Origin of the sequence: Lentzea sp. NPDC102401, assembly GCF_044765805.1 — a bacterium.
In the GTDB taxonomy this organism is placed as follows: domain Bacteria; phylum Actinomycetota; class Actinomycetes; order Mycobacteriales; family Pseudonocardiaceae; genus Lentzea; species Lentzea sokolovensis.
On the sequence record NZ_JBIWKS010000009.1, the window covers coordinates 1 to 26,025 of the forward strand.

Consider the following 26,025-nt stretch of genomic DNA (forward strand, 5'->3'; position numbering starts at 1 on the left):
ACTCTCCAATAAGGATTGTGTTTGATCGCTCCAGACGGAATATGTCTGGCATCAATCTAGTCTTGCCTCAAAGGAACTACCTCGACGAGGAGGTAGTTCATATATTACTGGCTGTGTTTCGGCACGCTGTTGAGTTCTCAAAGAACACGCGCTCACCGGTTCCAGTCTCCGTTTCCGGAGGCTTTCTCTCGGGGCTTGTGTTGAAAGCTTAGCCAGTTCGTTTTCGCTTTGTCAAATCGTCGTTTTCGGCGATTCAGGCTCCGCGCAAACTCGCTTCGCATTCAGTTTTTGCTTGGTTCAGAAGTTATCTGAGTGGCTTTCCCGGTGTCAAATCGGGGTCATTTTCAGATCCCGGACAGCACGTTAGGCCGCTTATTTACTTCTGGGGGTTTGACGCCGTGAGACTTTACCCGGCCCGATCCGCGGTGTCAACCGCTCGTTCCGGGGTCTCGCTTGCGACTTGGAGAAAGTTACTGATGGGGACGATCAAAGTCAAATCGCCTGGTCAGCGGGCTGCTTGATCGGCACGGACGGCGCGGGAGCAGCCGTCTTGGCCCCAACAGGACGCGGTCGCAGCCACAGGGTGATGGAACGAAGTCCCTCCATCGCCCGCACGATCTGGTCCGCCGAGGCCGGCTGACGCGTCGCCACCGGCACCAGGTCGTAGCCCCAGACGCCGAACTCCTTGAGCACCGTCACCGGATCGTCACCGAAGTCCGCCGTCGAGGTCGCGGAGAACTCGAGGAACACGTGCGGCCTGTCACGACGCAACAACCGGACGAGTCCCGCGAGAGCGCGATGCCCACGTCCAGGCGTGTCGACCTTGACGACGGAAAGCTTCATGCCCTGCACCAGGGCGATCTCCTCGAGCGCCTTGTCCAGGCGCACCGACTTCACCCGTGCCACGTCTTCCCCGGCATCGGCGGCCAGCGGCGACACCGACACACCACCGGTCAACGTCGGTGAAACGGCGAGCTCGCCCGCGCTCTCCCACGCGGCGCCCTCGACCACGGTCATCCGATCGGCGACCGCGGCGGGAAGGTTCGCCGAGACGTTGTGCCTGAGCAGAGCGGCGGCGGACGCGTCCGGTTCGACGGCGACAACGGCGCCCATCAGCCCAAGGCGCGACAACACCCGAATCGAGTGGTAGCCGACGTACGCGCCGACGTCGAGGAAGATGCCGTCCGGTTCCAGCACGGAGTCGAGCAGTTCCGCGAGTTCCGGCTCCCACACGCCGTTGGACGACAACAGCGGAAGCATGAACGCGTCGTCGGAGGGCAGTCGCATCATGCCCGCGTCGCACAACACCAGCGATGAACGCACGGCGGGCGCGTCACCGGCGTTCTCGTGCTGACGAACGACCACGCGCCGCAACGCGTCCGCGGTCTGTTGTGCCTGATGGGCGGTGCGAAGGGCGGCGTCCAGGCGCGTGTCGCGCTCGCGGAACACCTCGACGACCTTCGACTCCAGCGAGTCGATCCGGTCCAGGGTCCGGTCGAGGGCGACGGTCAGCTTGTCGATCCGCTCGGCCAGCACCTCGTCGGACTTCGCGCGCTTGGCCGCCTCGGCGACGACCGCGTCCTCGACGTCGCGTTGCCGGCGGCCCTGCCCGGCCATGTCCGCGCGCACGCGCACGACCCCGTCGTCGACACCGATCAGCTGGTCGGCGAAGTGCGACTGGCGTTGCGCGACCTGCTCGACCTCGGCGCGGAGCAGTTCCAGCTCACCTGCGCCGACGCCGGCCTTCAGCGCGTCCTGCCGGTTGACCAGCTCGGACACCGTGCGCTCCACCCCGTCGATCAGGGTGTGCAGCACCTGGCGCATGTGGTTGTCGTAGTGGTCCAGCGCGCGCAGCACGACCTTGCGCAGCGCGGGTGCCATCGGCGTCCGATGAGGGCCGTCCACGGTCGGCTGCCGCAGTAACGCGTGCTTGGCCGACTGCAGCGCGAGCATCGGGTCGACCTCGGCCTTCGGCTTCGGCCGGCGTGCTCGCCACCCTCGGTACGCGTGCTCGACGCGTTCACGGAGAACTTCGGCCACGCGTGCGACGGAGCGCACGGACAACACGTGTTCACGTCCGGCCGCACCGAGCGCCTCGGCCGTGGGCAGGTCGTCGGCCAATGAACGCAGTAACTTCGCGGCGGCCTGCACGTCGGGTTCGGCGCCCTGGTGACACGGCACGAGAACCGCTGTCTTGCCGAACAGTTCGGCAACGGCGCCGTGGTCCGACGCGACTACGGGGACTCCCCGCACCGCCAGCTCGGCCAGACGCAACGCGATCCGGTCGTCCGCCCCACCGCGGTGCAGCGACACCACGGCATCGGCGACGGCCGCCACGTCGAGGTCGTCGATCAGCGAGATCCGCGGGTCGGAGCCGGTGGCGAGGCGCAGTCGCTCGGCGGCCTCCGGGTGCTCGACCGCGCCGGACACCGCGATCCGCAGCTCGACGTCCGTGCGGTCGGGGAACGCGGTCAGGAACGCCGACACGGCGCCCAGCACGTTGCCGGGCCGGTCCAGCTCGTGGTCCGCCAGCGCCGCGAACACCACCACTTCGCCGGACTCGTGCTCACGTGCGCCAACGTCGTGCACGGGCACAGGCACCACACGCACGATGGGCCCGCCGATGCGTTCGGCGGCGGCACGCGACACCTCGGACGAGAGCCAAAGTTCGTTCACGCCCGTGCGGTCGTCCGCAGCCGTGGCGTCCAACGCGACGTCGACGACGAACCGTCCGGCAGGCACCTCGTCCCAAGAAGAAGCGCGCACCACGACGGGATAACCGGCGGCGGCCGACACGGGCAGTCCGGACGCACGCGCGGCGGCGAGCATCAGCTCGGCCAGCGGTCCCGAGCCCACGACGGACACGCCGAGCTGGTCGAGCAGCGCCGGGCCTTCCGACCGGGGCTGCGGCACGGCGGGCGCGGGCAACCGTCCGGAAGCGACACCGACCCCGGCACACCACTCGCGCCAGGCCTCGGCGTCCGCGGCGAAAGGCGCGGGGAACTGCTGTTGCAGCGAGGTGTCCGCACGCCACACCGCGTCGGCCCACCGCGTGCCACCGTGCTCGGTCGCCTCGCACGCCCACATGAGGAACCCGCCGCCACCGTCCTCACCGAACGCCGGCGGCGGCGTCAGCGCGGAGGCCCGGTAGTCGGCCCGCAGCTCGGACGGGATCTGGGTCCCGTCGATCAGGGAGTCGAACCGGTACGGCACGGGCGCGACGGACCAGCCGCTGCGCACCAGTTCGGCGCGGTAGGCCTGGCAGAGTTCGGCGACCTCGGAGTGCTCCGACAGCAGCACGCGAGGACGTTCGGCGAAATCGGCGGACAGCAACCAGGGCCGGCGCGGGTCGAAGCCGCGGAAGTGCACGGTCAGCAGGTCCTGGCCGATCACGGCCAGAGAACCGGACTCGGTGCGATGCAACGGGCGGTCCGCGACGTTCCACACGGACACCCCGAGCCGTGCGTCGCGCACGACGAAGTGCGGCACGATCGCCGGCATGTCCAACGAGGTCAGGTAGGGCTCGGAACCCTTGCCGACCGCGATGAACCCGGGGTCGAAGGCGCCCTGGTCGTGCAGGTCGGCGGGGCCGGGCTGCAGACCGTCGGACGGCAACGGCCGCAACGTGCGAGGCAGCATCACGACCGGTGCGGTGCGCAAGGCCTCCAGCACGAGCTTCGTCAGCGACCCGAACACCCGCACCCACGGGTCGAGGTACAGCACGGGCATGCCCTGCGACAGCAGCGCCTCCAGCAGCCGCGGCACCATCGCGGCCTTCAGCTCCGCGGCGTCGAGCGACGTCGCGAGCACGTGCAACTCGTCCTCGGTGACACCGATCTCCGTCGGCGAGACCAGCCCGGGACCGGTGCGCTCCGACTGCGCGTCGACGATCAGCGCGACGAACCGGCCCTCGGGGTGCTCCGCGAGGAACGAGCTGGACAGGACCTTGACCGCGGGCAGCTCCGCCGCCGTGGCGACGGTGCAGGCGCAGATCGTCGGCTGGAACTCGGGTACCTCAGTCACGGAGAGCACGTATCTGCCTCACAGCATGGGGAGAAGAGTGCGCAACTCGTACGGGGTGACGCTTCGACGGTACGCGTCCCACTCCGTCCTCTTGTTGCGCAGGAAGAAGTCGTAGACGTGCTCGCCGAGCGCCTCGGGCAGCAGTTCCGAGTTCTCCATCTCGGTCAGCGCCTCGCCGAGGTTCTGCGGCAGGTTCGCGTACCCCGCCGCACGGCGCTCGCGGTCCGTCAGCGACCACACGTCGTCCTCGGCGGGCGGCGGCAGCTCGTAGCCCTTCTCGATGCCCCGCAGGCCGGCGGCCAGGATCACCGAGTAGGCCAGGTACGGGTTGCACGCGGAGTCCAGCGAGCGGACCTCGACGCGGCGCGACGACGACTTGCCCGGCGAGTACATCGGCACACGGACCAATGCCGAGCGGTTCGCGTGACCCCAGCACACGGCCGTGGGGGCCTCACCGCCGACGATCAGCCTCTTGTAGGAGTTGACCCACTGGTTCGTGACGCCGGAGATCTCGCGCGCGTGCTTCAGGATGCCCGCGACGAACTGCTTGCCGATGTCGGAGAGCTGGTAGGGGTCCTCGTCGTCGTAGAACGCGTTGCGGTCGCCCTCGAACAGCGAGAAGTGCGTGTGCATGCCCGAGCCCGGCTGCTCCGAGAACGGCTTGGGCATGAACGAGGCGCGCACGCGTTGCGTGATCGCGACCTCTTTGATCACGTAGCGGAACGTCATGACGTTGTCCGCCATGGTCAGCGCGTCGGCGTAACGCAGGTCGATCTCCTGCTGGCCGGGTGCGCCCTCGTGGTGGCTGAACTCGACGGAGATGCCCATGGCCTCCAGCGCCTCGATGGCGTGGCGGCGGAAGTGCGTGGCGGTCTCGTGCGAGGTCTGGTCGAAGAACCCGCCGTTGTCGGCGGGGATCGGCTCGCTTCCGTCGCCGGGCAGGTCCTTGAGCAGGAAGAACTCGATTTCGGGGTGCACGTAGCAGGTGAACCCGGCCTCGCTGGCCTTCGACAGCGTGCGGCGCAGCACGTGGCGCGGGTCGGCCCACGACGGGGAACCGTCCGGCATGGTGATGTCGCAGAACATGCGCGCGGAGTAGTTGGTGCCCTCCGGCGTCTGCCACGGCAGCACCTGGAACGTGCCGGGGTCCGGCTTCGCGACCATGTCCGACTCGTAGACGCGGGCGAAACCCTCGATCGCCGACCCGTCGAACCCGATGCCCTCGCTGAAGGCGCCCTCGAGCTCGGCCGGTGCGACCGCCACGGACTTCAAGAAGCCCAGGACGTCCGTGAACCAGAGCCGGACGAACCGGATGTCGCGTTCCTCTAGCGTGCGGAGCACGAACTCCTGCTGGCGGTCCATAGGGCGCAGCTTAAGGGCTCGGGACTCTCTACGATCAACGCATGTCCGCCCGTTGGTTGTTGGTTTGCGCACTCGCCCTGCTCACGAGCTGCACGTCCGGGGGAGATCTCCCCGATGGTGCGACCTTGCTCTCGAAATCGGCTGAGTCGATGCGCTCGGTCAAGAGCGTCCACTTCACCATCAAGGTCGATGGTGAGCTGCCGGACGTGCCGGTGAAGGAGGCCGACGGCGACCTCACCTCGGCGGGGGACTCGAAGGGCACCGCGAAGGTGACGTTCGGCGGGCAGCTGCTGTCCATCGAGTACGTGCTGACCGGGGGAAACCTGCACTTCAAGGGCCCGACCGGCGGGTTCACGAAGCTGCCGGCGGCGTTCGCGGGCCAGGTGTACGACCCGTCCGCGATCCTGAACCCGGACAAGGGCGTCGCGAAGGTGCTCTCCTCGTCCAAGGACGCGAAGACCAAGTCTTCCGGTGACGTGTCGGTGGTCGAGGCGACGGTGCCGAAGGACGTGGCGGCCGGGCTGGTGCCGGGCATCTCCGCGGACGTCAAGGCGACGTTCTCGATCGACAAGGACAACAAGCTCAAGAGCGCGCTGTTCGAGCTTCCCACTGGTCAGAAGGTCGACATCGGACTCACCGACTTCGACAAGCCCGTCACCGTGACGGCCCCGGCCTAATGCAGCCCAGGAAATGAGAACAGTCGCTCTCGCCGCGTCCGGCGCGGCTGTGCTGCTGGGCGCGCTCGACGCGTACGTCGTCGTCGGTGTCCTCACGGACATGGTGCGCGACCTGGGCATCGCGGTGAACGAGCTGGAGCAGGCGACGCCGATCGTCACCGGGTACCTGCTCGGGTACGTGGCGGGCATGCCGTTGCTCGGGCAGTTGTCGGACCGGCTCGGGCGGCGGTTCGTGCTGCAGATCTCGCTGCTCGGGTTCCTGGTGGGCTCGGTGATCACGGCGCTGGCCGCGGACGTGCCGCTGCTGGTCCTGGGCCGGGTCGTGCAGGGCCTCGCCGGGGGCGCGTTGCTGCCGGTGACGATGGCGCTGGTCGCGGACCTGTGGGAGGAGCAACGACGGTCGTCCGCGCTCGGGACCGTTGGCGCCGCACAGGAGCTGGGGTCCGTTCTCGGCACGCTGTACGGCATCGCGGTGGCGTCGCTGTTCAACGCGATGCCGTTGTTCGAGGCGTGGGAGCCGCAGAGCTGGCGGTGGATCTTCTGGGTGAACATCCCGTTGGCGGTCATCGCGATGGTGATCGTGCAACGGTCCGTGCCGAACACACGGCGCGAGGTGCGTATCGACGTCGTGGGCGGGGTGTTGCTCGCTCTTGCCTTGTCGTTGCTGGTGGTGGCGCTCTACAACCCGACGCCCGCCGAGTCCGTGCTGCCGTCGTGGGGCTGGCCGACGCTCATCGCGGCGTTTGTCGTGCTGGGCGGCTTCTTCTTGTGGGAACGCCGTAGTGCCGTGCGGCTCATCGACCCCGAAGGTGTGCAGTGGCGGCCGTTCTGGGCCGTGCTCGGGGTGTCGCTGGCCGCCGGCGCCGCATTGATGGTGACGCTGGTCGACGTGGAGTTGTTCGCGCAGACGGTGTTGCGCCGCGACTCGGCGTCCGCGGCGACGTTGCTGACCAGGTTCCTGATCGCGTTGCCGGTCGGCGCTGTCCTGGGTGGATTCCTCGCGTCACGGCTCGGCGACCGCTGGGTGTCCTTCGGCGGACTCGCGCTGGCGTCGGTGTCGTACGTGTTCATCGCGCAGTGGCCCGCTGACGTCAGTGGACTCGTGCTCACGCGTGACCTGGCCATCGCCGGTTTCGGGCTGGGCCTGGTCATCGCGCCGTTGTCCGGTGCTGTGCTGCGGGTGGTGCCCGCCGTGCGTCACGGCGTGGCGTCGGCGTTCGTCGTCGTCGCGCGCATGACGGGCATGCTCGTCGGAGTGGCGGCGTTGTCCGCGTGGGGACTTCACCGGTTCCGCGAGCTCACGGCAGGCCTGAACACGCCGCTGCCGTTCGGCGTCGAACCCGCTGAGTTCCAACGGCAGATGGCCGAGTACCAGCGCGAGCTCACCGAGGCACTGCTCACCGAGTACCACGAGATCTTCCTGATCACGGCGGTGATTTGCGCGCTCGGAGCGCTGGGTTCGGTCCTTCTGCCCAAAAAGGGTTGAACACAGCCGTCAGCAGACCGAGTCCGTTTCGGGCAGCCTCAGGTCCACCAGGTAGTTCGTGCCCACGCCGTCCACGCAGTTGATGCCCGCGAGGAACGCCGTGTGCTGGTTTCCGTTGTACGTCAGCAAACGCGCGCCCAACGCCCGTGAGAGGTCCACGCCGGACTGGTAGGGCGTGGCCGGGTCACCGGTCGTCGACACCACCAGCACCTGCGGCAGCCCGTTCACGTTCGGCGGATGCGGTTCCGACGTGTGCGGGGCCGGCCAGAACGCGCACGGGCCGAGAGCGGTCTCGTCGGTGGGGATCGTGTCGTTGCCCAGCAGTTCCAACAGCCTCCGACGGTTGGACTCCAGGGTGGCCCGGTCCTTGATCGGCGGTTCGTCGACGCAGCGGATGGCCACGAACGCGTCCTGGATGCGACTGTAGGTGCCGTCCGGGGCGCGGCCGAGGTACTGGTCGGCGAGCTGCAGCAGGGTGGTGCCCTTGTTCTGCCGCAGTTCCTGCAGGCCCTTGAGCGCGGTCTCCCACAGCCGGTCGGTGTACATCGCCTGGATGATGGCGGTGTTCGCGTCCGAGTGGGACAACTTGCGGTCGCCGACCTGCATCGGGGTCTTCTTGAGCGGCTCGATCATCTGCCGGAACTTGGACTCCGCCGTGACGGCGTCCTTCCCGATGGGACAGTCGCGTTGCGCGCACCAGCCGGCGAACCGCTGGAACGACTCCTCGAAGCCCTGTGCCTGACGCGCCGACGCGGCCACCTTGTCGCCGTCGACCTCCACCGCGCCGTCGAGCACCATCGCGCGCACGTTGCGAGGGAACATCTCGGCGTACAAGGTCCCGATGCGCGTGCCGTAGGAGTAGCCGAGGTAGCTCAGCTTCTTCTCCCCCAGCGCGGCACGGAGCACGTCGACGTCCCGCACGACGTCACGGGTGCCGACGTTGCGCAGCAGGTCGAGGCCACTGCGTTCGGCGCAGCGGTCGACGAAGTACTTGTTCTCCTGTTCGGTCTGGTTCGCGCTCTCGCCCTTGGGCCGCAGCCGTTGCGCGTCGCGTTCGGCGTCGGTCAGGCACTGGACGCGGGGCAGGCTCGCCCCCACGCCGCGCGGGTCGAAACCCACCACGTCGAACCGCTTGCCGACCGGGTTGTTCGGCTGCATGTTCGCGACGTGCGACATGCCCGAACCTCCCGGACCACCGGGGTTCAGCACGAGAGAACCGACCCTCCGGTCCTTCTCGGTGGCGGGCCGGCGCAGCAGTCCCACGGTGATCGTTCCCGCGTCCGGCTTCTCGTAGTTGAGCGGGACCTGCAGACGCGCGCATTGGATGCCCTCGCGCTCGTACAAGGTCTTGCTCTTCGCATCGGTCGCGTAGGGCTGGCACGCACCCCACGACAACACCTGCGAGTAGAAGCGCTCGATGCCCTTGCGGCCGGCGACGGGCGAGCCGTCGATGCGCGCGAAGGACGTGGACGTACCGAGCAGAACGATCAAGGCGAACAAGGCCGCGGTGACTCGGGATCGCCTCTTCGTCATTAGGCGCACCGGGTTCCGTCGGCGGGCAAGGTCTGGTCGACCAGGTACTTCACACCCGCGGCGTCCACGCACCGGTCACCCTGCAGGAAGACCGTGTGCTGGACGCCTTCGAACGTGAGCAGCCGCGAGTTGAGCGCTTTGGCCAGGTTCACGCCCGCCTCGTACGGCGTCGCGGGGTCGCCGGTCGTGGAGATGACGAGCAGCGGCGGGATGCCGTCGGCCTTGGGCGGCGCGATGGTGGCGCTCACCGGCGCGGGCCAGAACGCGCACGCGTCGAGGGCCGCGCCCGGCGGGTTGCCGTCGTCGAGGAACGGCGCCGCCGCCTTGTACTGCTTCGCGGTCTCGAGCAGGGCGTTCTTGTCCGTCAACCGTGCGTCGTCCACGCAGTGCACTGCGTTGAACGCGTCGGTGATGGTCGAGTAGTTGCCCTGGTCATCGCGGTCGTAGTACGCGTCGGCGAGGCGCAACAGCGTTGTGCCCTTGCCGCTCTTCAGCTCCTGGAGGCCGTTGAGCAGGATCGGCCAGAGCTGTTCCGAGTACATCGCCTGGATCGCCGCGGTGATGGCGTCGTTGTAGGACAGCTTGCGATCACCGACGTCGACCGGCTTCTGGATCAACGGGGTGGTCAGCTGGCGGAAGCTCGCGTTGGCGTCGTCGCCGAGGGGGCAGTCCTTCTTCGCCTTGCACCACTTCACGAACTCGTCGAAGGCCTTCTGGAAGCCGGCTGCCTGGGCGACCAGCGACGCGAGCTGGTCCTGGGTGGGGTCGACTGCGCCGTCGAGGATCAGTGCGCGCACGTTCTGGGGGAAGGTCTCGGCGTACTCAGTGCCTATCCGGGTGCCGTACGAGTACCCGACGTAGCTCAGCTTCGCGTCGCCGAGCGCAGAGCGGAGGACATCCATGTCCTTAACTACGTCCCGCGTGCCCAAGTTGGCGAGCATTGATGCACCGAATTTTGTCTCGGCGGCACACTTCTCGGCATATGACCGGTTCTCTTGCTCCGTTTGGGCGATTCCGGCCGGACTCGTGTCCACATCGAGGTCCAAACGCTCCGCGTCGCGCTCCGGTCCGGTCAGACATTTGACCGCCGGCTCGCTCGCGCCGATGCCCCTCGGGTCGAATCCGACGAGATCGAACTTCGCCGCGAGCTCGGTCTTGCGGTACTCGGTGATCATGCCCGCGGCCGACGCCATGCCGGACGCGCCGGGGCCGCCGGGGTTGGTCAGCAGCGAGCCGATCTTCTGCCCGGTCGCCTTGTACCGGAGCACGCCGATCGTGATCGTGTCGCCGGTTGGCTTGCCGTAGTCGAGGGGAACCCTCAAGCGCGTGCACTCGACGTCACGCTTGGTGCCGTAGGCCTCCCTGCTGGACCCGGTGGTCGCATAGGGAGCGCAGTCCTCCCAGCCGAGCTTCTGCCCGTAGAACTCCTCCAGACCGGCGGGCACGGTCCCGGCCGGACCCGTCTTCTCGAAGACGACGCCGGGCTTGGACGTCCCCTCGATGATCGACGTGCAGGACGCGAGCAGCGGAATGACGAGCAACACGCTCAAGAGACGGGCCACAGCCCGATCGTATGGGAGATGATGAGGGCATGCCGCAGCTTCGGATCGCGCTCGCCCAGGTCAACGCCACTGTTGGTGACCTCGCCGGCAATTCGTCGTTGGTCGTGGAGTGGACGCGCAAGTCCCGTGAGGGCGGCGCTCACCTCGTCGTCTTCCCCGAGATGGTGCTGACCGGCTACCCGGTCGAGGACCTGGCGATCCGCACGTCGTTCGCCCGCGCTTCCAGCGAGGCCCTGCAGGCGCTGGCGGGGTCGCTGGAGACCGCGGGACTGGGCGACATCGCCGCTGTCGTCGGGTACCTGGAGCACGACTCCGTCGGCCCGCGCAACGCCGTCGCCGTGCTGCACGGCGGCCGTGTCGTCGCGCGGCAGAACAAGCACCACCTGCCGAACTACGGCGTGTTCGACGAACGCCGGTACTTCAAGCCTGGTTCGTCGCTGGACGTCGTGCGGATCAACGGTGTCGAGGTCGGCATGGTGATCTGCGAGGACCTGTGGCAGGACGGCGGCCCGATCACCGCCCTCGGCAACGCCGGGGTCGACCTGGTGGTCTCGCCCAACGCCTCGCCGTACGAGCGCAACAAGGACGACCAGCGGCTGCCGCTGGTCGCGCGTCGTGCGGCCGAAGCCGGCGCGCCTCTCGCCTACTGCAACCTGGTCGGCGGCCAGGACGAGCTGGTGTTCGACGGCGACTCGCTCGTCGTGGCGGCCGACGGCCAACTGATCGGGCGCGCGCCGCAGTTCGTCGAGCACCTGATGTTCGCGGACTTCGACCTGCCCGGCGGACGCGACTACCAGCAGGGCCAGATCGGCGACTTCTCCGTGCGCCGCGTGTTCCTGTCGGACGCGGTTCCGACCTACGAGCCGCTGCCCGCGCCGCGCGTGTTCGAACCGCTGTCCGACGAGGCAGAGGTGTGGCACGCGTTGGTCACCGGCCTGCGTGACTACGTGCACAAGAACGGCTTCCGGTCCGTGGTGCTCGGTCTGTCCGGTGGCATCGACTCCGCCGTGGTGGCCTCACTGGCCGTGGACGCCCTCGGCGCCGACTCGGTCTACGGCGTCTCGATGCCGTCCTCCTACTCGTCCGAGCACTCGCGTTCGGACGCCTCCGACATGGCCGCGCGCACGGGCCTGCACTTCACCACCGAGCCGATCGGCGAGATGGTGTCGACGTACGTCTCGCAGCTCAAGCTGACCGGCCTGGCCGAGGAGAACATCCAGGCCCGGTGCCGCGGCATGCTGCTGATGGCGCTGTCGAACCAGAACGGCCACCTGGTCCTCGCGACCGGCAACAAGTCCGAACTCGCCGTCGGCTACTCGACCATCTACGGCGACGCGGTCGGCGGCTACGCCCCGATCAAGGACGTGCTGAAGACACTGGTCTGGGACCTCGCCAAGTGGCGCAACGCCGAGGCGGAGAAGCGCGGCGAGACCCCGCCCATCCCGGAGAACTCGATCTCCAAGCCGCCGTCGGCCGAACTGCGCCCCGGCCAGGTCGACACCGACTCGCTGCCGGACTACGAGATCCTCGACGCGCTGCTGGACGACTACGTCCACGACGACAAGGGCTACGACGCCCTGCTGGCCGCCGGGCACTCGCCGGAACTCGTCGACCGGGTGCTGCGGATGGTCGACAAGGCCGAGTACAAGCGCCGGCAGTACCCGCCGGGCACGAAGATCTCGAACAAGGCGTTTGGGCGGGACCGCCGGCTGCCGATCACCAACGGCTGGCGCGAGGGCTGATTCGTAGAGCCTGCTCTACCGCGCCGCGCCTGGTCAGACCGCTACCTTTGCCCGTATGAAACGGATTTGGGCGGCGCTGGTCTACCTCGCGAGCGGCCTGTTGACGGCCATCGCGGCGTGGCTCGCCATCGGCGTCCTGCTGCTGTCCGTGGTCGTGCTGCCGTTGCTGCCGGTCACCGCGCCGTGGATCCGCCGGATCGTGGACCTCGACCGGCTGCGGCTCGCGCGGTTCACCGGCGTCGACGTGCCGTCGCCGCCGCCGCTCGACGGGCCGTGGTTGCACCGGGCGCAGCGGGTGCTGGCCGATCCGGACAGCCGGCGCGACGGGATGTGGCTGGGCGTGCACGCCTTCCTCGGCACGGTGTTCGGGGCGGTCGCCATCGGGATCTTCGGCGCGCTGGTGCAGCAGCCGGCGGCGGCGTTGCTCTGGTGGGTGGTGCCCGGCGGGATGGAGAACTCGTTCGGGCTGCACGTCGACTCGTGGGCGAAGGCGCTGCTGAGCGTGCCGATCGCGATCGTGCTCGCGCTGATCCTGACGCAGTTGCCGCGGCTGGCCGCACTGGACGCGCGGTGGGCGCGGAAGCTGCTCGCGCCGCCGAAGGCGTCGCTGGAGAAGCGGCTGGCCGAGGTCGTCGCCACGCGGGCCGCCGCGTTGCAGGCGCACGGGGCGGAGCTGCGGCGGATCGAGCGGAACCTGCACGACGGGACGCAGAACAAGCTGGTCGGCGTGGTCATGATGCTCGGGATCGCGGAGCGGACGCTCAAGCAGAACCCGGACAACGCGGCGCAGGCCCTGCTTAGGGCGCAGGACGCGGCGGGCGACGCGTTGGAGGAGCTGCGGAACGTCGTGCGGAGCATTCATCCGCCGGTGCTGGAAGATCTGGGGCTGGACGGGGCGATCCAGGCGTTGGCGGCGCGGTGTCCGGTGCCGTGCGTGCTCACCGCCGAGCATCTCGGGCGGTTGCCCGCGGCGGTGGAGGCTGCCGCTTACTTCGCGGTGGCCGAGGCTCTCACGAACGTGGCCAAGCACAGTGGCGCCAGGCACGCCTGGGTCAGTCTGGGCGTGGAGAACGACCAGCTCACCGTTCTCGTGCACGACGACGGCAAGGGTGGCGCGGACGAGAAGCAGGGGACGGGCTTGGAAGGCATTCGTGGCAGGGTGGCGGCGCTGGACGGCAGCGCGGACATGAGCAGTCCCGAGGGTGGGCCCACTGTGCTCACCGTCGTGCTGCCGGTGGGGAGGTGACCGTGCGCATCGTGATCGCCGAAGACGACGCGTTGCTCCGCGAGGGGCTCACGTTGTTGTTGCGCAACGAAGGGCTGGACGTGGCCGCGGCCGCGGACAACCCGGACGATTTTCTGAAGGCCGTGGCCGAGCACGAGCCGGACATCGCCGTGGTCGACGTGCGGATGCCGCCGACGTTCACCGACGAAGGCCTGCGGGCCGCGGTCGAAGCACGGCGCCGGCACCCGAAGCTGGCGGTGCTGGTCCTGTCCGCCTGGGTCGAGCAGAGCTACGCGCACGAACTGCTCGCCGGTGCGGGAGGCGGCGGTGTCGGCTACCTGCTCAAGGAACGCGTCGGCAAGGTCGCGGACTTCCTCGACTCGCTGCACCGCGTCGCGAACGGCGGCACGGCGCTCGACCCCGAGGTCGTGTCGCAGCTTCTGGTGCGGCGCAAGGCGGACGACGCGCTCAGCGTGCTGTCACCGCGAGAGCGCGAGGTCCTCGGCCTGATGGCGGAAGGGCTGTCGAACGCCGCCATCGGCGAGAAGCTCGTTCTCAGCGCGGGAGCCGTGCACAAGCACATCGGCAACGTCTTCCTGAAGCTCGGCCTCAACAGCGAGGACGGCACGGGCGACCGACGCGTCCAAGCGGTCCTCGCGTACCTCGATCACTGAGCCGGATCACCGCGGCAGGGGTGGCGCCCAGGCCGGACGGCGCACGAGGCAGAACGGGTGCCCCGCCGGGTCTGCGTAGACGTCACCGCCGAGACCGGTCGCGCCCAGCGCCACCACGCGAGGCCCGGCGTCCGCCGGGTCCTCGACCATGACGTCGAGGTGGAACTGCTGCGGCACGGCCGGATCCGGCCAGGTGGGCGGCCGGTGACCGGGGGCCCGCTGAAACGCCAGGCCGGAGGTCGTGTCGTCGTCCGCCACCACCACCCAGTCGTCGCCGCGGTAGGTGATGGGCTGCCCGAGCAGCGCCGAGTAGAACGCGGCGAGAGCGGCGGGGTCGGGACAGTCGAGAACCACGTGGTGCCGTCGTCCGATCATGGCGCCCGATGATGGCACCCCCGCGTCAGGTCGGCCGGACGAACGGGAAGAGCACGGTCTGCCGGATCGACGTGCCGGTCAGCATCATCAGCAACCGGTCCACGCCCATGCCGAGCCCACCGGTCGGCGGCATGCCGTGCTCCAGCGCCCGCAGGAAGTCCTCGTCCAGCTCCATCGCCTCGACGTCACCGGACGCGGCCTTCAACGACTGCGCCTCCAGCCGGCGCCGCTGCTCCAGGGGATCGGTGAGCTCCGAGTAGGCGGTGCCGATCTCCGCGCCGAACGCGACGAGGTCCCACCGCTCGGCCAGGCGCGGGTCGACGCGGTGCTGCCGGGTCAGCGGCGACACCGACGTCGGGAAGTCGATGTAGAAGGTCGGGCCGACGGTGGAGGCCTCCACGAACGAGTCGTACGCCTCCTGCACCAGCTGGCCGTGGTCCCAGTCGTCGTTGATCTCCACATTTCGCGCGGACAGCAGTGACCGCAGCTCCGAGACCGACGTGTCCGGGGTGATCGAGGCGTCCAGGGCCGAGGAAACCGCTGTGTAGACCGGAATCACCGGCCACTGTCCCGACAGGTCGAACGTGCCGTCGGGCCGGTGCGCCACCTCGGAACCGAACGCCTCGCGCGCCGCGTGCTGGATCAGCGTGCGGACCAGGTCGAGCATGACCCGGTAGTCCGCATAGGACTGGTAGGCCTCCAGCATCGTGAACTCGGGGTTGTGGGTGGCGTCCGCGCCCTCGTTGCGGAAGTTGCGGTTCAGCTCGAACACCCGGTCCACGCCCGCGACGCACAGCCGTTTCAGGTACAGCTCCGGCGCGATCCGCAGGTACATCCGCATGTCGTAGGCGTTGATGTGCGTCACGAACGGCCGTGCGTTCGCGCCGCCGTGCACGGCCTGCAGCATCGGCGTCTCGACCTCGAGGTACTCCTGCGCGTGCAGGAACTCCCGCACGCTGCGGATGACGTCGCTGCGCAGCTTCAGCAGGTGCGCCGAGTCCTGGTTCACCACCAGGTCGAGATAGCGCTGACGGACGCGAGCCTCCGGGTCGGTGAAGCCCTTCCGCTTGTCCGGCAACGGGTGCAGGCACTTCGCGGTCATCGTCCACGAGGAGGCCAGCACGGAGATCTCGCCGTGGTCGGACTTGATCACCTTGCCGGTCACGCCGACGTGGTCGCCCAGGTCGACGTCCGACTTCCACGACGTCAGCGCGTCACCCAGCGTGTCGACGGACAGCATCAGCTGGATCTCGCCGCTGAAGTCCCGGATCCGTGCGAAGCAGAGCTTGCCCATCTCCCGCAGCGCCACCACGCGTCCGGTCACCGACACGTCCTCGCCGAAGCGTTCCCGTGCTCCGGCAAGAAGATCCGTGCGGGAGAACCCGACCGGATACGGGTCGACGCCCTGGGACAGGAGCCGCTCGACCTTCGCGATCCGCACCCGGACCTGCTCCGGCCTGCGCACGGCCTTCGGTTCGATCCGGATCGCGTCGATCTCGGCGACCTTCAGCGCGAACTCGGAGCTCACGTCGGTCTTCTGCAACGCCCGCTTGCGCAACGACCGCAGCGACGGCACGAACCCCTCGGCGACACCGGCGGCGATGCTGACCCGCGGCAGCGAACGGGAGCGCTGGTAGCACAGGAAACGCGGCTCCCACTCCGGCAGGTACTTGGCGTTCGAGCGGTACAGCGACTCCAGCTGGAAGAACCGCGAGGCGAGCGACAGCACCCGCCGCCACGCCCGCAGCACCGGGCCGGCGCCGATCTTCTCGCCCTCCTCGAACACCGCGCGGAACATCGCGAAGTTCAACGAGATCCGTTGCACGCCGAGGTGTCCGGCGGCGGCCGCGAGCTGGGCGATCATGTACTCGTTGAGGCCGTTCTCCGCTGCCCGGTCGCGGCGCATCAGGTCCAGGGACACGCCCCGGCGGCCCCACGGCACGAACGACAGCAGGCCGCGCAGCGCACCCGACTCGTCGTAGGCCTCGACCATCACGCATCGGCCGTCGCTCGGATCTCCCAGGCGCCCCAACGCCATCGAGAACCCGCGCTCGGTCTCGGCACCGCGCCAGGCCTCCGCCAGGTCCAGAATGGACGCCATCTCGTCCGGCGCGATCTCGCTGTGGCGGCGGACCCGCGTGGTGTACCCGGCCCGTTCGACGCGCGACACCGCCTGGCGCAGCCCGCGCCGTTCCGGACCGGCCAGGTTGAACTCGCGGACGTCCAGGATCGCCTCGTCGCCGATCTCCAACGCCTTCAGGCCGGCGTCGGAGTAGACCTGTGCTCCTCGTTCGGAGGCGCCCAGAACTCCGGGCATCCAGCCGTAGGTGCGTGCCTCGGACAGCCACGCCAGCACGGCCTCCGGCCAGTGCTCCTCGTCGCCGATCGGGTCGGCCGACGCCAGCGTCACGCCGCCGATCACCCGGTACGTCAGCGCCGCCCGGCCGGACGCCGCGAACACGACGCTCTTGTCGCGCCGGGTCGCGAAGTAGCCCAGCGAGTCGGGCTCGCCCTCCGCCGCCAGCAGCCGGCGCACGTCCAGCTCCTGCTCAGCGGTGATCATGCTCTGCGACCGGACACCGCGGAAGAAGATGTACATCGCGCGGGCCGCGACGAGCGTGCCGCCCAGACCGAGGAGCACGCTCAGCCACTGCGGGCCCTCGGGGATGTCGAGCCTGCCCAGCCGGACGACCTCACCCGTCGCCTGGTTCGCCGCCCACGCGACCTTGTCGAGCTGCTCGACCAGCTTGCCGGGGAAGATCTCGGCGAGTCCCCAGCCGACGAGGACCAGCGCGATCATGCCCAGCACGAACGACGCGAGCGCCCGCCGCCACGCACCACGGGCGACGCGGGCCGGGAACGCCTCCCGAACCACGAACAGCAACACCACGAACACCAGCGAGGTGGCGACGCCGGCACCGAGAAACACCCAGTGCGGCTTCTCGCCCTCATCCAGGATTTCTTCAGGCGCCAGGGCCAGGATGACCATGATGAAGCCGACCAGCACCAGGCCCATGACCTGGAACAGCAGCAGCGTCCACAGCGCCGCTCGCTTGTGCCTGCGCAGGGCGGCGCCGAGGACGAAGAACACCATGGCGATGAACAGGTTGCCGTCGATCGGCAGACCGAAGAAGTACCCGATGCCGTCCGCGACGTCGGTGAACCAGCTGTCCTCCGGCAGGATCACTCTGAGCAGCGACAACGCCCCGGCCAACTGCACGATCGTCGCGATCGTGCCCGCGGTCTTCCACTTCCACGCCGGTGCCACTGCATCTCCTGAGGTCAGCCGATGACCGCCATGATTCCGTCTTCGGCCGGACGAGTGCATGTCGCGTCCTCCGGGCGTGTCGAGGCACCCGTCGTGGTGCTCAGCTCAGGCCTGGGCGGAGCCTGGTTCGACTGGGACCGGACCGTCCGTCTGCTCGAACCACTCGCACGGGTGATCGTGTTCGACCGGCCCGGTCTGGGGCTGAGCGGTCCTGCCCGGCGCGGACCGTCGCTGGCGCGGGAGGTGGCGGTGCTCGACGCGGTGCTGCGCGGGGTGCCGCGGGCGATCCTGGTCGGGCACTCGATGGCGTCGATGCACGTCGAGGCCTACGCGCGACTGCGGCCGCACCGGGTCGACGGGGTGATCCTGCTCGATCCGGACGCCGAGGCGCCTGGCGCGGGAGCCCCGTTCGACCTGTCGGCGGTGGTCGCGCAGGGCATGCGGGCGTTCGGCAGCCGCTGGCTCGGCGCCCGGTTCACGCGGCGGTACGGGCACTCGTTCCGCAACCTGCTGACCGCCGTCTCGACGCTCGGCGTGACCGATCCGGCGCCCTCTGACCTGGTCGAACTCGTCTACCGGCGGCCCGGTGTCGGGCGGGCGGTGTTGTGGGAGCTCGCGTCGTACCCCGGTCAGGTGGCGACGCTCGAACGACTGCGGGCGCGCCGGCCGTTGCCTCGTGTGCCGTTCCTGGTGCTCACGGCCGGACGGAAGGTCTGGCCGGAGCACCGGTCGTTGGCCGCCCTCGTGCCGTGGGGACGCAACGTGCCGGTGCCCGGCAGTCGGCACATGATTCAGATGGACCGCCCGGACGCCGTGGTCATGGCCGTCCGGGAGGTGCTCAGGGGTCTACCCGACCACTGAGCAGGCAGAACTCGTTGCCCTCCGGGTCGGCGAGCGTGTACCAGCTCACGTTCTCGCCCTGACCGATGTCGGCACGCGTGGCGCCGAGGGCGAGAAGACGCTCCAGTTCCTCGTCCTGCTCGCGGTCGGTCGCCCGCACGTCGATGTGCAGGCGGAGCTTCTGCAGCTTGCGGTCGGGGTTGCGCAGGAACAGCAGCGTCGTGCGCCGGTCCTCCGGTCCGATCTCCACCGACACGTCGTCGCGGTCGAGGATCTCGTAGCCCAGAACTTCTCCCCAGAAGGCGGCAAGGCGTTCGGGATCGGTGCAGTCGAGTACCAGTTCGGTGATTCGTGCGGCCACGCGTGTGACGGTAACCGCATCTGCGTTCCGTTTCCGGCTGACGGTGCCACTCTGGAGTTCGGCAACCGTGCACCAAGCGCCCGGGGACCCGCTGATGCGGGCCTCGAGGAAAGGACCGGTCGACGATGACCACTGCCGATGTTTCCGCGCCCTACGGCTCCGGAGCGGGCCAGAAGCCCCCGGCCAAGCGGGTTCGCGTGCACCACCTGCGTGAGATGAAGGAACGTGGCGAGGCGTGGCCCATGCTCACCTCGTACGACACGTTCACCGCCTCGATCTTCGACGAAGCCGGCATCCCCGTCCTGCTGGTGGGCGACTCGGCGTCGAACACCGTCTACGGGAACGAGACCTCGCTGCCGGTCACGGTCGACGAACTCGTGCCGCTGGTACGCGCGGTGACGCGTTCGGTCAAGCGTTCTCTCGTCGTCGCCGACCTGCCGTTCGGCTCCTACCAGGTGTCGGTCGAGCAGGCCGTCGCGACGGCCGTCCGGTTCATGAAGGAAGGCCAGGCACACGCGGTCAAGCTGGAGGGTGGCGCGTACTTCGCGCCGCACATCCGGGCGATCACCGCCGCGGGCATCCCGGTCATGGCGCACATCGGCTTCACCCCGCAGTCCGAGCACCAGCTCGGCGGCTACCGCGTGCAGGGGCGTCACGACAACCACGACGTCGTGGTGCAGGACGCGCTGGCCGTGCAGGAGGCGGGCGCGTTCGCGGTCGTGCTGGAGATGGTGACCGCCGAGGTCGCGAAGCAGATCACGCACGACCTCGTCATCCCGACCGTGGGCATCGGCGCCGGTCCGGACACCGACGCCCAGGTGCTGGTGTGGCAGGACATGATGGGCCTGAACCGCGGCAAGGCGCCCAGGTTCGTCAAGCGCTACGCGGACATCGGCAACATCATGCTCGGAGCGGCGACCGAGTTCGCCAACGAGGTGCGCGGGCAGCAGTTCCCCGGCCCCGAGCACACCTTCCACTGAGTTTCGTCGCTCAGCGGGTCCAGACCTCCGGGTCTGGGCCCGCCGGCACGATTCCGGTCGGATTGATGCCGTGGTGCGTCACGTAGTAGTGGCGCTTGATGTGGTCCCAGTCGACCGTGTCGCCGAACTGGGCGTAGAGGCGTTTCGCATAGGCCCACAGGTTCGGCATCTCGGTGAGCTTGTTCCGATTGCACTTGAAGTGGCCGTGGTAGACCGCGTCGAACCGGACGAGCGTGGTCCAGAGCCTGATGTCGGCCTCGGTGAGCTGCTCTCCGACCAGGTAGGTGTGGTCGGTCAGGTGCTCCTCGATGCGGTCCAGGCCGGTGAACAGGGCCGTGTAGGCCTCCTCGTACGCCTCCTGTGATGTGGCGAAACCGGCCTTGTAGACGCCGTTGTTGACGTGGTGGAAGATCGGCTCGATCCAGCCGTCGATCTCCTGGCGCAGGTGCTCCGGGTAGAGGGTGCTCTCCGGGCGCCATTTGAGGCTGAAGTCCAGGGTGATCTGCGGGTAGTCGTTGGTGACGACCTCGCCGGTGGTGGTGTCGACCAGCGCGGGGACGGTGACCCGGCCCTCGTGGTTCCCGTCGGCCTTGTCGTAGGCCTCTTTGAGGTAGTCGATGCCCAGGACCGGGTCGGTGCCCTGGAAACGCCAGCCCTTCTCGTCGCGGATCGGATCGACGACGGCCAGTGAGATCGCGTCTTCGAGGCCGAGGAGCTTGCGGACGATGACCGCGCGATGCGCCCACGGGCAGGCGAGGCTGACGACGAGCCGGTAGCGGCCTGGCTCTGGCTCCGGCCGCGCGGTGAAGCGGTTCGGCTGACGGACGAACGCCCCCGTGGTGGAGGTCTCCTGCGAGAACTGCGCCATGTGTCCGACGATAGGCCCATGTACCCGGAGATCGAGCCCCACACGTCAGGCCACCTGGACACCGGTGACGGCAACCTGGTGTTCTGGGAGGAGTGCGGCAACCCGGACGGCAAGCCCGTCGTCTTCCTGCACGGTGGCCCCGGCGGCGGCTGCTCGCCGTCGCACCGGCGCCTCTTCGACCCGTCCGCCTACCGGATCATCCTGTTCGACCAGCGCGGGTGCGGGCGTTCGCTGCCGCACGCGTCGATGTCCGGCGATCTGTCGCTGAACACGACCTGGCACCTCGTGGCCGACATGGAACAGCTGCGGACGTCGCTGGGAATCGAACGGTGGCAGGTCTTCGGCGGGTCCTGGGGTTCGACGCTGGCGCTGGCGTACGCCGAGAAGCATCCGTCGCGCGTGTCGGAGCTGGTGCTGCGCGGGATCTTCACGCTGCGTTCGTCCGAAGTGGACTGGTACTACCGCGGCGGGGCGGCGAACCTGTTCCCCGATCTGTGGGAGAAGTTCAGCGAGCCGCTCGCCGGTCTCTCGGGTGATCCGGTCGAGCTGTACGCGAAGCTGCTGGCCTCGGACGATCCCGAGGTGCACGGGCCGGCGGCGGTCGCGTGGAGCACCTGGGAGGGTGCGACGGTGACGTTGCTGCCTCGGCCCGAGCTGGTGGCGGAGTTCGCCGTGCCGGAGTACGCGCTGGCGTTCGCACGGATCGAGAACCACTACTTCGTGAACCACGGGTGGTTCGAGGAGGGGCAGCTGATCCGGGACGCCGTGCGGCTGAAGGACATTCCCGGCGTGATCGTGCAGGGCCGCTACGACATCGCGACGCCCGCGGTGTCGGCGTGGGACCTGCACAAGGCGTGGCCGGAGTCGGACCTGGTGCTGGTGCCGGATGCCGGGCACGCGTACGACGAGCCCGGCATCCTCGCGGCCTTGCTGGAGGCGACGGATCGGTTCCGGGACTAACGCAGACCGTTCCACTTCGCGCTGGACGTCGTGCAGGTCGCGACCGTCACCTGCGCGGTGAGGCACTTGTTGGTGCCCACGTTGCGGAACTGGAACGAGGAACCTGACGCGACGCGGCGCCAGCGCTGGCCGGCGCTCGTCGTGCAGGCCTGGCCGAGCACGTCACCGGACGAGGTCGCGGCCAGGCACTTGTCGGTGGCCATGTTGTGCGGCCAGTCGACGCCACCGCTGATCGGGACGATCCAGCGCTGCTCGTCGGAGAGTTCGTTGCACGGCTTCAGAACGACGTTGCTGCCGGTGTCGGCGAGGCAGCGGGTGCTGCCCGCGAGCTGGTAGACGACGACGGGTTCGGCGCTGGCCGGGAGGGCGGTGAGCGTGACGGTGGCGGCGGCTGTCGCGATGATCGCGGCTAGTTTCCCCATGGCCGAGAATCCTGGCAGCGCCGGGAGTTCCGCGAATCCACCCGTGGTTGTCAACCCTGGCCGTAGTCGAGTGCCCTCTGAAGACTACGTTTTGCTTCTACGAGCGAAGGCCCGTACCAGGTCAGGTGCCGGCCGTTGACCAGCACGTACGGCAGTCCGGGGAAGCTCTCCGGGCCGTCCTCGTGGGTGAACGCGTACGGCTCGTCGGGCAGGATGACCAGGTCGGGGCGCCTGTCGTTGAGCTGCTCCAGGCTCGGACGCGGGTAGCGCTCCTCGTCGGAGGCGTAGACGTTCTCGATTCCCAGGCGGCGCAACACATCGGTGGCGAAGGTATCGCGGCCGACGACGACCCACGGGCGGCGCCAGACCGGGATCAACGCCGTGAGCTTCGCCGGTGCCGTCTCGCGCCAGAGGTCTTCGGCCTTCGTGAGCCACTCCGGTTCGAGGTCCCAGCCGAGCCCGAAGAGCCTCCTGAGCGAGGCCAGGGCCATCGGGACCGTCTTCGGCGCCTCGGTCACCCAGACGTTGACGCCGTTGGCGCGCAGGCGGTCCACGTCCTCGGCGCGGTTCTCCTCGGAGTTGGCGATCACGAGGTCCGGTTTCAGGCTCAGGACCTTGTCGACGTCCGGGTACTTCGAGCCGCCGACCCGCGCAACGTCCAAATCGGACGGATGGGTGCAGTAGTCCGTGGCCCCGACGAGCGCTCCGGGCACGCTGACGGCGACGGCCTCGGTGATCGACGGCACCAGACTGACCACACGTCGTGGCTGGTCGAGCGGGACCGGCTCACCGAGGTCGTCGACGGGAAGCATCAGACTCCCGTGATCTTCAGGCCGGCGTGGGTCTTGTACCGGCGGTTGATCGCGATGAGGTTCGCGGTGAACGCCTCGACCTGGTGCGCGTTGCGCAACCGCCCGCCGTAGACGCCGCGGAAGCCCGGCACCAGCTCGGCCAGTTCCCGCACGGTGTCGGTGGCCTCGCGGTCGTCGCCCAGCACGAGCACGTCCATGTCCACTTCGGACACCGCGAGGTCGGCCAGCAGCACGGCGGACACGTGGTGGAACGCGGCGGTGACCTTGGACTCCGGCAGCAGGAGCTCGGCCTGCTGGGCCGCGCTGCCCTCGGTGACCGGCAGTGCGAACGGCCCCTGCTTGTCGAAGCCGAGCGGGTTCACGCAGTCGATGACGATCTTCCCGGCCAGCTGGTCGCGCAGGGACGCCAGCAGGTCCCCGTGCCCATCCCACGGCACCGCGACCAGCACGATGTCGGAGTCGGCCGCGCAGTCGGAGTTGTCCGCGCCCCGGACGTCGCCGCCGGCGATCTCGACGATCTCCTTGGCCGCCAGCTCCGCCCGGTCTGCGCTGCGGGAACCGATGATCACCTTGAGGCCCGCCCTGGCCCAGCGGATGGCGAGGCCCTTGCCCTGGGCTCCGGTGCCGCCCAGGACGCCGACGGTGAGGTCACGAATGTCAGTCACCCCTGCATCTTCACACGACCCGCCGGAAGCGGGCTGCCCAACGTGACCTTCGCCCGCTTCTGCCGCACGCGGGGACCTTTCGTTCGCTTCTACCGCACGAAAGCTCCCCGCGTGCGGTCAGCGCGCGTGCTCGAAGCGCACCCGGCGTTCTACCGGGTCCGCCTCGGCCAGGCGGACGCGGATCCGCTCGCCCTCCGGCAGGTGCTTCCCGGTGCACTTGGCGAGGATCGGCGGAGCGGACACGAACACCTCGGCGTCGTTGTCGCCGGACCGCAGCACCACGGCGTCGAACTCCTGCCCCACCCGTCCGGCCAGCACCCACGCCTCGACCTGGTCCAGCGACGCCCGCTCCACCTTCGACGCCAGCGAGTCCGAGGACCCCATCAGCGACGGCAGCTGCGGCAACGCCTCGGCCAGCCAGGACGGCAGCTCCTGCCCCGCCGTGACCGCCAGGCACACCTCGGTGGCGAAGCGGTCCACCAGGCGGCGGAGAGGTGCGGTGACGTGCGTGTACGGGGCCGCGACACCCGCGTGCGTGACGACCTCGGGAACGGATCCGTTGAACGCCGAGTAGCCCGCGCCGCGCAGCAGCCGCGTGGCGTCCGTGAACAGCGCCAACGCCTCCGGCGTCGAGGCGTCCAGGCCGGCCAGGAACGCGCCCGGCGACAGGTCCGCGGGCCAGTCCACCTTCAGGGCCGCCGCGTCCTTGCGCAGCGAGGCCACGGCCTCGGGGTCCGGGTCGGGCAGCGTGCGCAGGATGCCTGTGCGAGCCTCCAGCATGATCGACGCGGCCGCCATACCGGTCATCAGCGAGATCTCGGCGTTCCACGAGTCCACCGCGGCCCGTGGCCTGGTGACCAGCTTCCAGCCGTCCCCGTTGGACTCGATCTCCTGCTCGGGCAGCTGCAGCTCGATCGCGCCGCGCTGACGGGCCAACTCGCGCCGCAGCGGCCCGAACTCGGCCAGCGCCGCCACGGACGGGTGCGGATCACCCGCGTCGAACGACTTCTGCACCGACTCGTAGTCGAACTGGGCCGTGGACCGCACCAACGCCCGTCGCACCTCGACAGCCGTCGGAACGCCGTCGGCCCCGCAGGTGAACGTCCACAGCACCGCGGGTCGCACGACGCCAGGCAAGAGAGAGGCCGCGCCCTCGGAGAGCACGGTGGGATGCAGCGGCACGTTGCCGTCAGGCAGGTAGATGGTCTGACCGCGCCGTCGGACCTCGAGATCCAACGGGCCGCCGGGCGTCACGAACAACCCCAGGTCGGCGATCGCGTAGTGCACGACGAAGCCGTCACCGGACTTCAGCACGCACAGCGCCTGGTCCAGGTCCTTGGCGCCGGGCGGGTCGATCGTCACCAGCGGCAGCGAGGTGAGGTCGGGGCGATCTCCCGCGGAACGGGAGATCGCCGCCTCTGCCTCGGCGAGCACGGCCGCGTCAAAGGCTGACGGCAGGCTGAACTCGGTGCGGATGCCGTCGAAGGACACGTCCGCACGGCCCGTGCGGATCACCAGGGAAGCCACCCGCACAGACTAAGGACGACGAGGTCAGTCCTCGTCGTCGCCGCGCCACTTCTTGTCGGACTCGTCGGCCGCCCTGGTCCGTTCCCTGGCGATCTCCAGGGCACGGGCCGCGGTGGCCTCGTCCGGGTACGGGCCCATCCGGTCAGGGCCCTTGCAGCCCTTGCCCTGCTCCACGGTCTGGTGGGTCAGGCAGAAGTACCAACCACTGCTGTCACTCATCTGCGTTCGCCTCCCAAAGGCGCCGGGAATCCCCGCGGCGGCGTCGACTGGTTGGCGTTGGCGTACTCCGACGGGATCGGGTCCAAACACGAGACCAGCACCGTGCGGTCCTCGGCGTTCTCGATCTTACGTCCGGAACGGTCCCGGTAGACGAGAGATCCGTCGGAGTCGATCTCCATGATGGCGCCGACCTCGGCCAGCTGTTCCTCGTCGAGATCGGCGAGCTTCTCGTAGCGCGACGGCACCACGCGGTAGACCGGCCACTTCAGGTGGCCGTAGGTCCGGTGGAAGTCCGCGAGCAGGTGCACCATGTGCTGCTGCCACGGCAACGGCATCGCCTCGGCCAGCGCACGCGGGATCACCACGTAGTCGGCAGAGACTCCCGGAGCACCGGCCGCCATGTGGTCACGCACTGGTGCGCTCGACGCGGGTGGTCCGGTAGGC

The 26,025-nt window shown here is 69.0% G+C and carries 22 protein-coding genes; 8 read left to right on the forward strand and 14 right to left on the reverse strand.

Annotated features, from left to right (window positions below; translation table 11 throughout):
- Positions 1-492 precede the first annotated feature (492 nt).
- Together ACIRG5_RS28445 and ACIRG5_RS28450 are read right to left on the reverse strand one after the other, a co-directional pair.
- Positions 493-4,023, reverse strand: coding sequence for an FkbM family methyltransferase (locus ACIRG5_RS28445; protein WP_402909978.1), 3,531 nt, complete (start codon positions 4,021-4,023; stop codon positions 493-495).
- Between the two features lie 18 nt (positions 4,024-4,041).
- The gene (locus ACIRG5_RS28450) at positions 4,042-5,385 is read right to left on the reverse strand and encodes a glutamine synthetase family protein (protein WP_402909981.1); all 1,344 of its coding nucleotides are present in this window, start codon (positions 5,383-5,385) and stop codon (positions 4,042-4,044) included.
- Positions 5,386-5,426: 41 nt separating this feature from the next.
- Here ACIRG5_RS28450 and ACIRG5_RS28455 point away from each other — a divergent pair, with 41 nt between their 5' ends.
- Both ACIRG5_RS28455 and ACIRG5_RS28460 read left to right on the forward strand, forming a co-directional pair.
- Entirely contained in the window at positions 5,427-6,062 is a 636-nt protein-coding gene (locus ACIRG5_RS28455; protein WP_402909983.1) for an LppX_LprAFG lipoprotein, read from the forward strand.
- A gap of 13 nt (positions 6,063-6,075) precedes the next feature.
- Positions 6,076-7,548: an MFS transporter gene (locus tag ACIRG5_RS28460; RefSeq protein ID WP_402909985.1), complete on the forward strand. Its 1,473-nt coding sequence runs from the start codon at positions 6,076-6,078 to the stop codon at positions 7,546-7,548.
- Positions 7,549-7,557: 9 nt separating this feature from the next.
- On the opposite strand, the gene ACIRG5_RS28465 is transcribed toward ACIRG5_RS28460, so the two are convergent.
- A complete protein-coding gene (locus ACIRG5_RS28465; protein ID WP_402909987.1) occupies positions 7,558-9,081 on the reverse strand; it encodes an alpha/beta hydrolase in 1,524 nt (507 codons plus the stop codon).
- Complete coding sequence (locus ACIRG5_RS28470; protein WP_402909990.1) at positions 9,081-10,643, reverse strand: alpha/beta hydrolase; 1,563 nt, start codon at positions 10,641-10,643, stop codon at positions 9,081-9,083. The genes ACIRG5_RS28465 and ACIRG5_RS28470 overlap by 1 nt, the downstream gene beginning before the upstream one ends.
- Before the next feature lie 29 nt (positions 10,644-10,672).
- On the opposite strand from ACIRG5_RS28470, the gene ACIRG5_RS28475 reads away from it, so the two are divergent.
- From ACIRG5_RS28475 to ACIRG5_RS28485, 3 genes are read left to right on the forward strand one after another with little or no spacing between them, the layout of a single operon-like run.
- Positions 10,673-12,385 carry an NAD+ synthase gene (locus ACIRG5_RS28475; RefSeq protein ID WP_402909993.1) on the forward strand — a complete coding sequence of 571 codons (1,713 nt, stop codon included), beginning with the start codon at positions 10,673-10,675 and terminating at the stop codon, positions 12,383-12,385.
- A 55-nt stretch (positions 12,386-12,440) separates the two neighbouring features.
- Complete coding sequence (locus tag ACIRG5_RS28480) at positions 12,441-13,631, forward strand: sensor histidine kinase (RefSeq protein WP_402909995.1); 1,191 nt, start codon at positions 12,441-12,443, stop codon at positions 13,629-13,631.
- 2 nt (positions 13,632-13,633) lie between these two features.
- Positions 13,634-14,284: a response regulator transcription factor gene (locus tag ACIRG5_RS28485; RefSeq protein WP_360037315.1), complete on the forward strand. Its 651-nt coding sequence runs from the start codon at positions 13,634-13,636 to the stop codon at positions 14,282-14,284.
- A 6-nt stretch (positions 14,285-14,290) separates the two neighbouring features.
- Here ACIRG5_RS28485 and ACIRG5_RS28490 read toward each other — a convergent pair whose 3' ends face one another.
- Together ACIRG5_RS28490 and lysX are read right to left on the reverse strand one after the other, a co-directional pair.
- Positions 14,291-14,659: a VOC family protein gene (locus ACIRG5_RS28490; RefSeq protein WP_402909998.1), complete on the reverse strand. Its 369-nt coding sequence runs from the start codon at positions 14,657-14,659 to the stop codon at positions 14,291-14,293.
- A gap of 25 nt (positions 14,660-14,684) precedes the next feature.
- Positions 14,685-17,987, reverse strand: coding sequence for a bifunctional lysylphosphatidylglycerol synthetase/lysine--tRNA ligase LysX (gene lysX / locus ACIRG5_RS28495; RefSeq protein WP_402910000.1), 3,303 nt, complete (start codon positions 17,985-17,987; stop codon positions 14,685-14,687).
- Between lysX and ACIRG5_RS28500 the strand changes: the two genes are divergently transcribed.
- On the forward strand, positions 17,949-18,788 hold the full coding sequence (locus ACIRG5_RS28500) for an alpha/beta fold hydrolase (RefSeq protein WP_402910003.1): 840 nt from the start codon (positions 17,949-17,951) through the stop codon (positions 18,786-18,788). The genes lysX and ACIRG5_RS28500 overlap by 39 nt on opposite strands.
- Here the strand turns inward: ACIRG5_RS28500 and ACIRG5_RS28505 are convergent.
- Positions 18,766-19,128, reverse strand: a complete 363-nt coding sequence (locus ACIRG5_RS28505) for a VOC family protein (RefSeq protein WP_402910005.1) — start codon at positions 19,126-19,128, stop codon at positions 18,766-18,768. The genes ACIRG5_RS28500 and ACIRG5_RS28505 overlap by 23 nt on opposite strands.
- Before the next feature lie 125 nt (positions 19,129-19,253).
- On the opposite strand from ACIRG5_RS28505, the gene panB reads away from it, so the two are divergent.
- Positions 19,254-20,108 carry a 3-methyl-2-oxobutanoate hydroxymethyltransferase gene (gene panB, locus ACIRG5_RS28510; protein ID WP_319980072.1) on the forward strand — a complete coding sequence of 285 codons (855 nt, stop codon included), beginning with the start codon at positions 19,254-19,256 and terminating at the stop codon, positions 20,106-20,108.
- A gap of 10 nt (positions 20,109-20,118) precedes the next feature.
- Here panB and ACIRG5_RS28515 read toward each other — a convergent pair whose 3' ends face one another.
- Entirely contained in the window at positions 20,119-20,976 is an 858-nt protein-coding gene (locus tag ACIRG5_RS28515) for a glutathione S-transferase family protein (RefSeq protein ID WP_402910008.1), read from the reverse strand.
- Between the two features lie 18 nt (positions 20,977-20,994).
- On the opposite strand from ACIRG5_RS28515, the gene pip reads away from it, so the two are divergent.
- The gene (gene pip / locus ACIRG5_RS28520; RefSeq protein ID WP_402910010.1) at positions 20,995-21,936 is read left to right on the forward strand and encodes a prolyl aminopeptidase; all 942 of its coding nucleotides are present in this window, start codon (positions 20,995-20,997) and stop codon (positions 21,934-21,936) included.
- On the opposite strand, the gene ACIRG5_RS28525 is transcribed toward pip, so the two are convergent.
- The 6 genes from ACIRG5_RS28525 to ACIRG5_RS28550 all read right to left on the reverse strand — a co-directional run bounded on the left by ACIRG5_RS28525 (position 21,933) and on the right by ACIRG5_RS28550 (position 25,994).
- Complete coding sequence (locus tag ACIRG5_RS28525; RefSeq protein WP_402910012.1) at positions 21,933-22,358, reverse strand: RICIN domain-containing protein; 426 nt, start codon at positions 22,356-22,358, stop codon at positions 21,933-21,935. The genes pip and ACIRG5_RS28525 overlap by 4 nt on opposite strands.
- A gap of 50 nt (positions 22,359-22,408) precedes the next feature.
- A complete protein-coding gene (locus tag ACIRG5_RS28530; protein WP_402910015.1) occupies positions 22,409-23,170 on the reverse strand; it encodes a helical backbone metal receptor in 762 nt (253 codons plus the stop codon).
- Positions 23,170-23,835, reverse strand: coding sequence for an NADPH-dependent F420 reductase (gene npdG / locus ACIRG5_RS28535; protein WP_402910017.1), 666 nt, complete (start codon positions 23,833-23,835; stop codon positions 23,170-23,172). Before npdG ends, ACIRG5_RS28530 begins: the two co-directional genes overlap by 1 nt.
- A gap of 117 nt (positions 23,836-23,952) precedes the next feature.
- Positions 23,953-25,362 (reverse strand): RNB domain-containing ribonuclease, encoded by a 1,410-nt coding sequence (locus ACIRG5_RS28540; protein WP_402910019.1) that lies wholly within the window; start codon positions 25,360-25,362, stop codon positions 23,953-23,955.
- Positions 25,363-25,386: 24 nt separating this feature from the next.
- A complete protein-coding gene (locus ACIRG5_RS28545; RefSeq protein WP_090011230.1) occupies positions 25,387-25,581 on the reverse strand; it encodes a hypothetical protein in 195 nt (64 codons plus the stop codon).
- Positions 25,578-25,994 (reverse strand): hypothetical protein, encoded by a 417-nt coding sequence (locus tag ACIRG5_RS28550; protein WP_402910022.1) that lies wholly within the window; start codon positions 25,992-25,994, stop codon positions 25,578-25,580. The genes ACIRG5_RS28545 and ACIRG5_RS28550 overlap by 4 nt, the downstream gene beginning before the upstream one ends.
- Positions 25,995-26,025 lie beyond the last annotated feature (31 nt).

Excerpts from the sequence above, each read along its gene's own strand:
- ACIRG5_RS28450 (WP_402909981.1), bottom strand. The coding sequence starts at position 5,385 with ATGGACCGCCAGCAGGAGTTCGTGCTCCGCACGCTAGAGGAACGCGAC.
- panB (WP_319980072.1), top strand. The coding sequence starts at position 19,254 with ATGACCACTGCCGATGTTTCCGCGCCCTACGGCTCCGGAGCGGGCCAG.
- ACIRG5_RS28480 (WP_402909995.1), top strand. The coding sequence starts at position 12,441 with ATGAAACGGATTTGGGCGGCGCTGGTCTACCTCGCGAGCGGCCTGTTG.
- ACIRG5_RS28515 (WP_402910008.1), bottom strand. The coding sequence starts at position 20,976 with ATGGCGCAGTTCTCGCAGGAGACCTCCACCACGGGGGCGTTCGTCCGT.
- ACIRG5_RS28490 (WP_402909998.1), bottom strand. The coding sequence starts at position 14,659 with ATGATCGGACGACGGCACCACGTGGTTCTCGACTGTCCCGACCCCGCC.
- ACIRG5_RS28465 (WP_402909987.1), bottom strand. The coding sequence starts at position 9,081 with ATGACGAAGAGGCGATCCCGAGTCACCGCGGCCTTGTTCGCCTTGATC.
- ACIRG5_RS28475 (WP_402909993.1), top strand. The coding sequence starts at position 10,673 with ATGCCGCAGCTTCGGATCGCGCTCGCCCAGGTCAACGCCACTGTTGGT.
- ACIRG5_RS28460 (WP_402909985.1), top strand. The coding sequence starts at position 6,076 with ATGAGAACAGTCGCTCTCGCCGCGTCCGGCGCGGCTGTGCTGCTGGGC.
- ACIRG5_RS28500 (WP_402910003.1), top strand. The coding sequence starts at position 17,949 with ATGACCGCCATGATTCCGTCTTCGGCCGGACGAGTGCATGTCGCGTCC.
- pip (WP_402910010.1), top strand. The coding sequence starts at position 20,995 with ATGTACCCGGAGATCGAGCCCCACACGTCAGGCCACCTGGACACCGGT.
- ACIRG5_RS28455 (WP_402909983.1), top strand. The coding sequence starts at position 5,427 with ATGTCCGCCCGTTGGTTGTTGGTTTGCGCACTCGCCCTGCTCACGAGC.
- lysX (WP_402910000.1), bottom strand. The coding sequence starts at position 17,987 with ATGCACTCGTCCGGCCGAAGACGGAATCATGGCGGTCATCGGCTGACC.
- ACIRG5_RS28530 (WP_402910015.1), bottom strand. The coding sequence starts at position 23,170 with ATGCTTCCCGTCGACGACCTCGGTGAGCCGGTCCCGCTCGACCAGCCA.
- ACIRG5_RS28525 (WP_402910012.1), bottom strand. The coding sequence starts at position 22,358 with ATGGGGAAACTAGCCGCGATCATCGCGACAGCCGCCGCCACCGTCACG.
- ACIRG5_RS28545 (WP_090011230.1), bottom strand. The coding sequence starts at position 25,581 with ATGAGTGACAGCAGTGGTTGGTACTTCTGCCTGACCCACCAGACCGTG.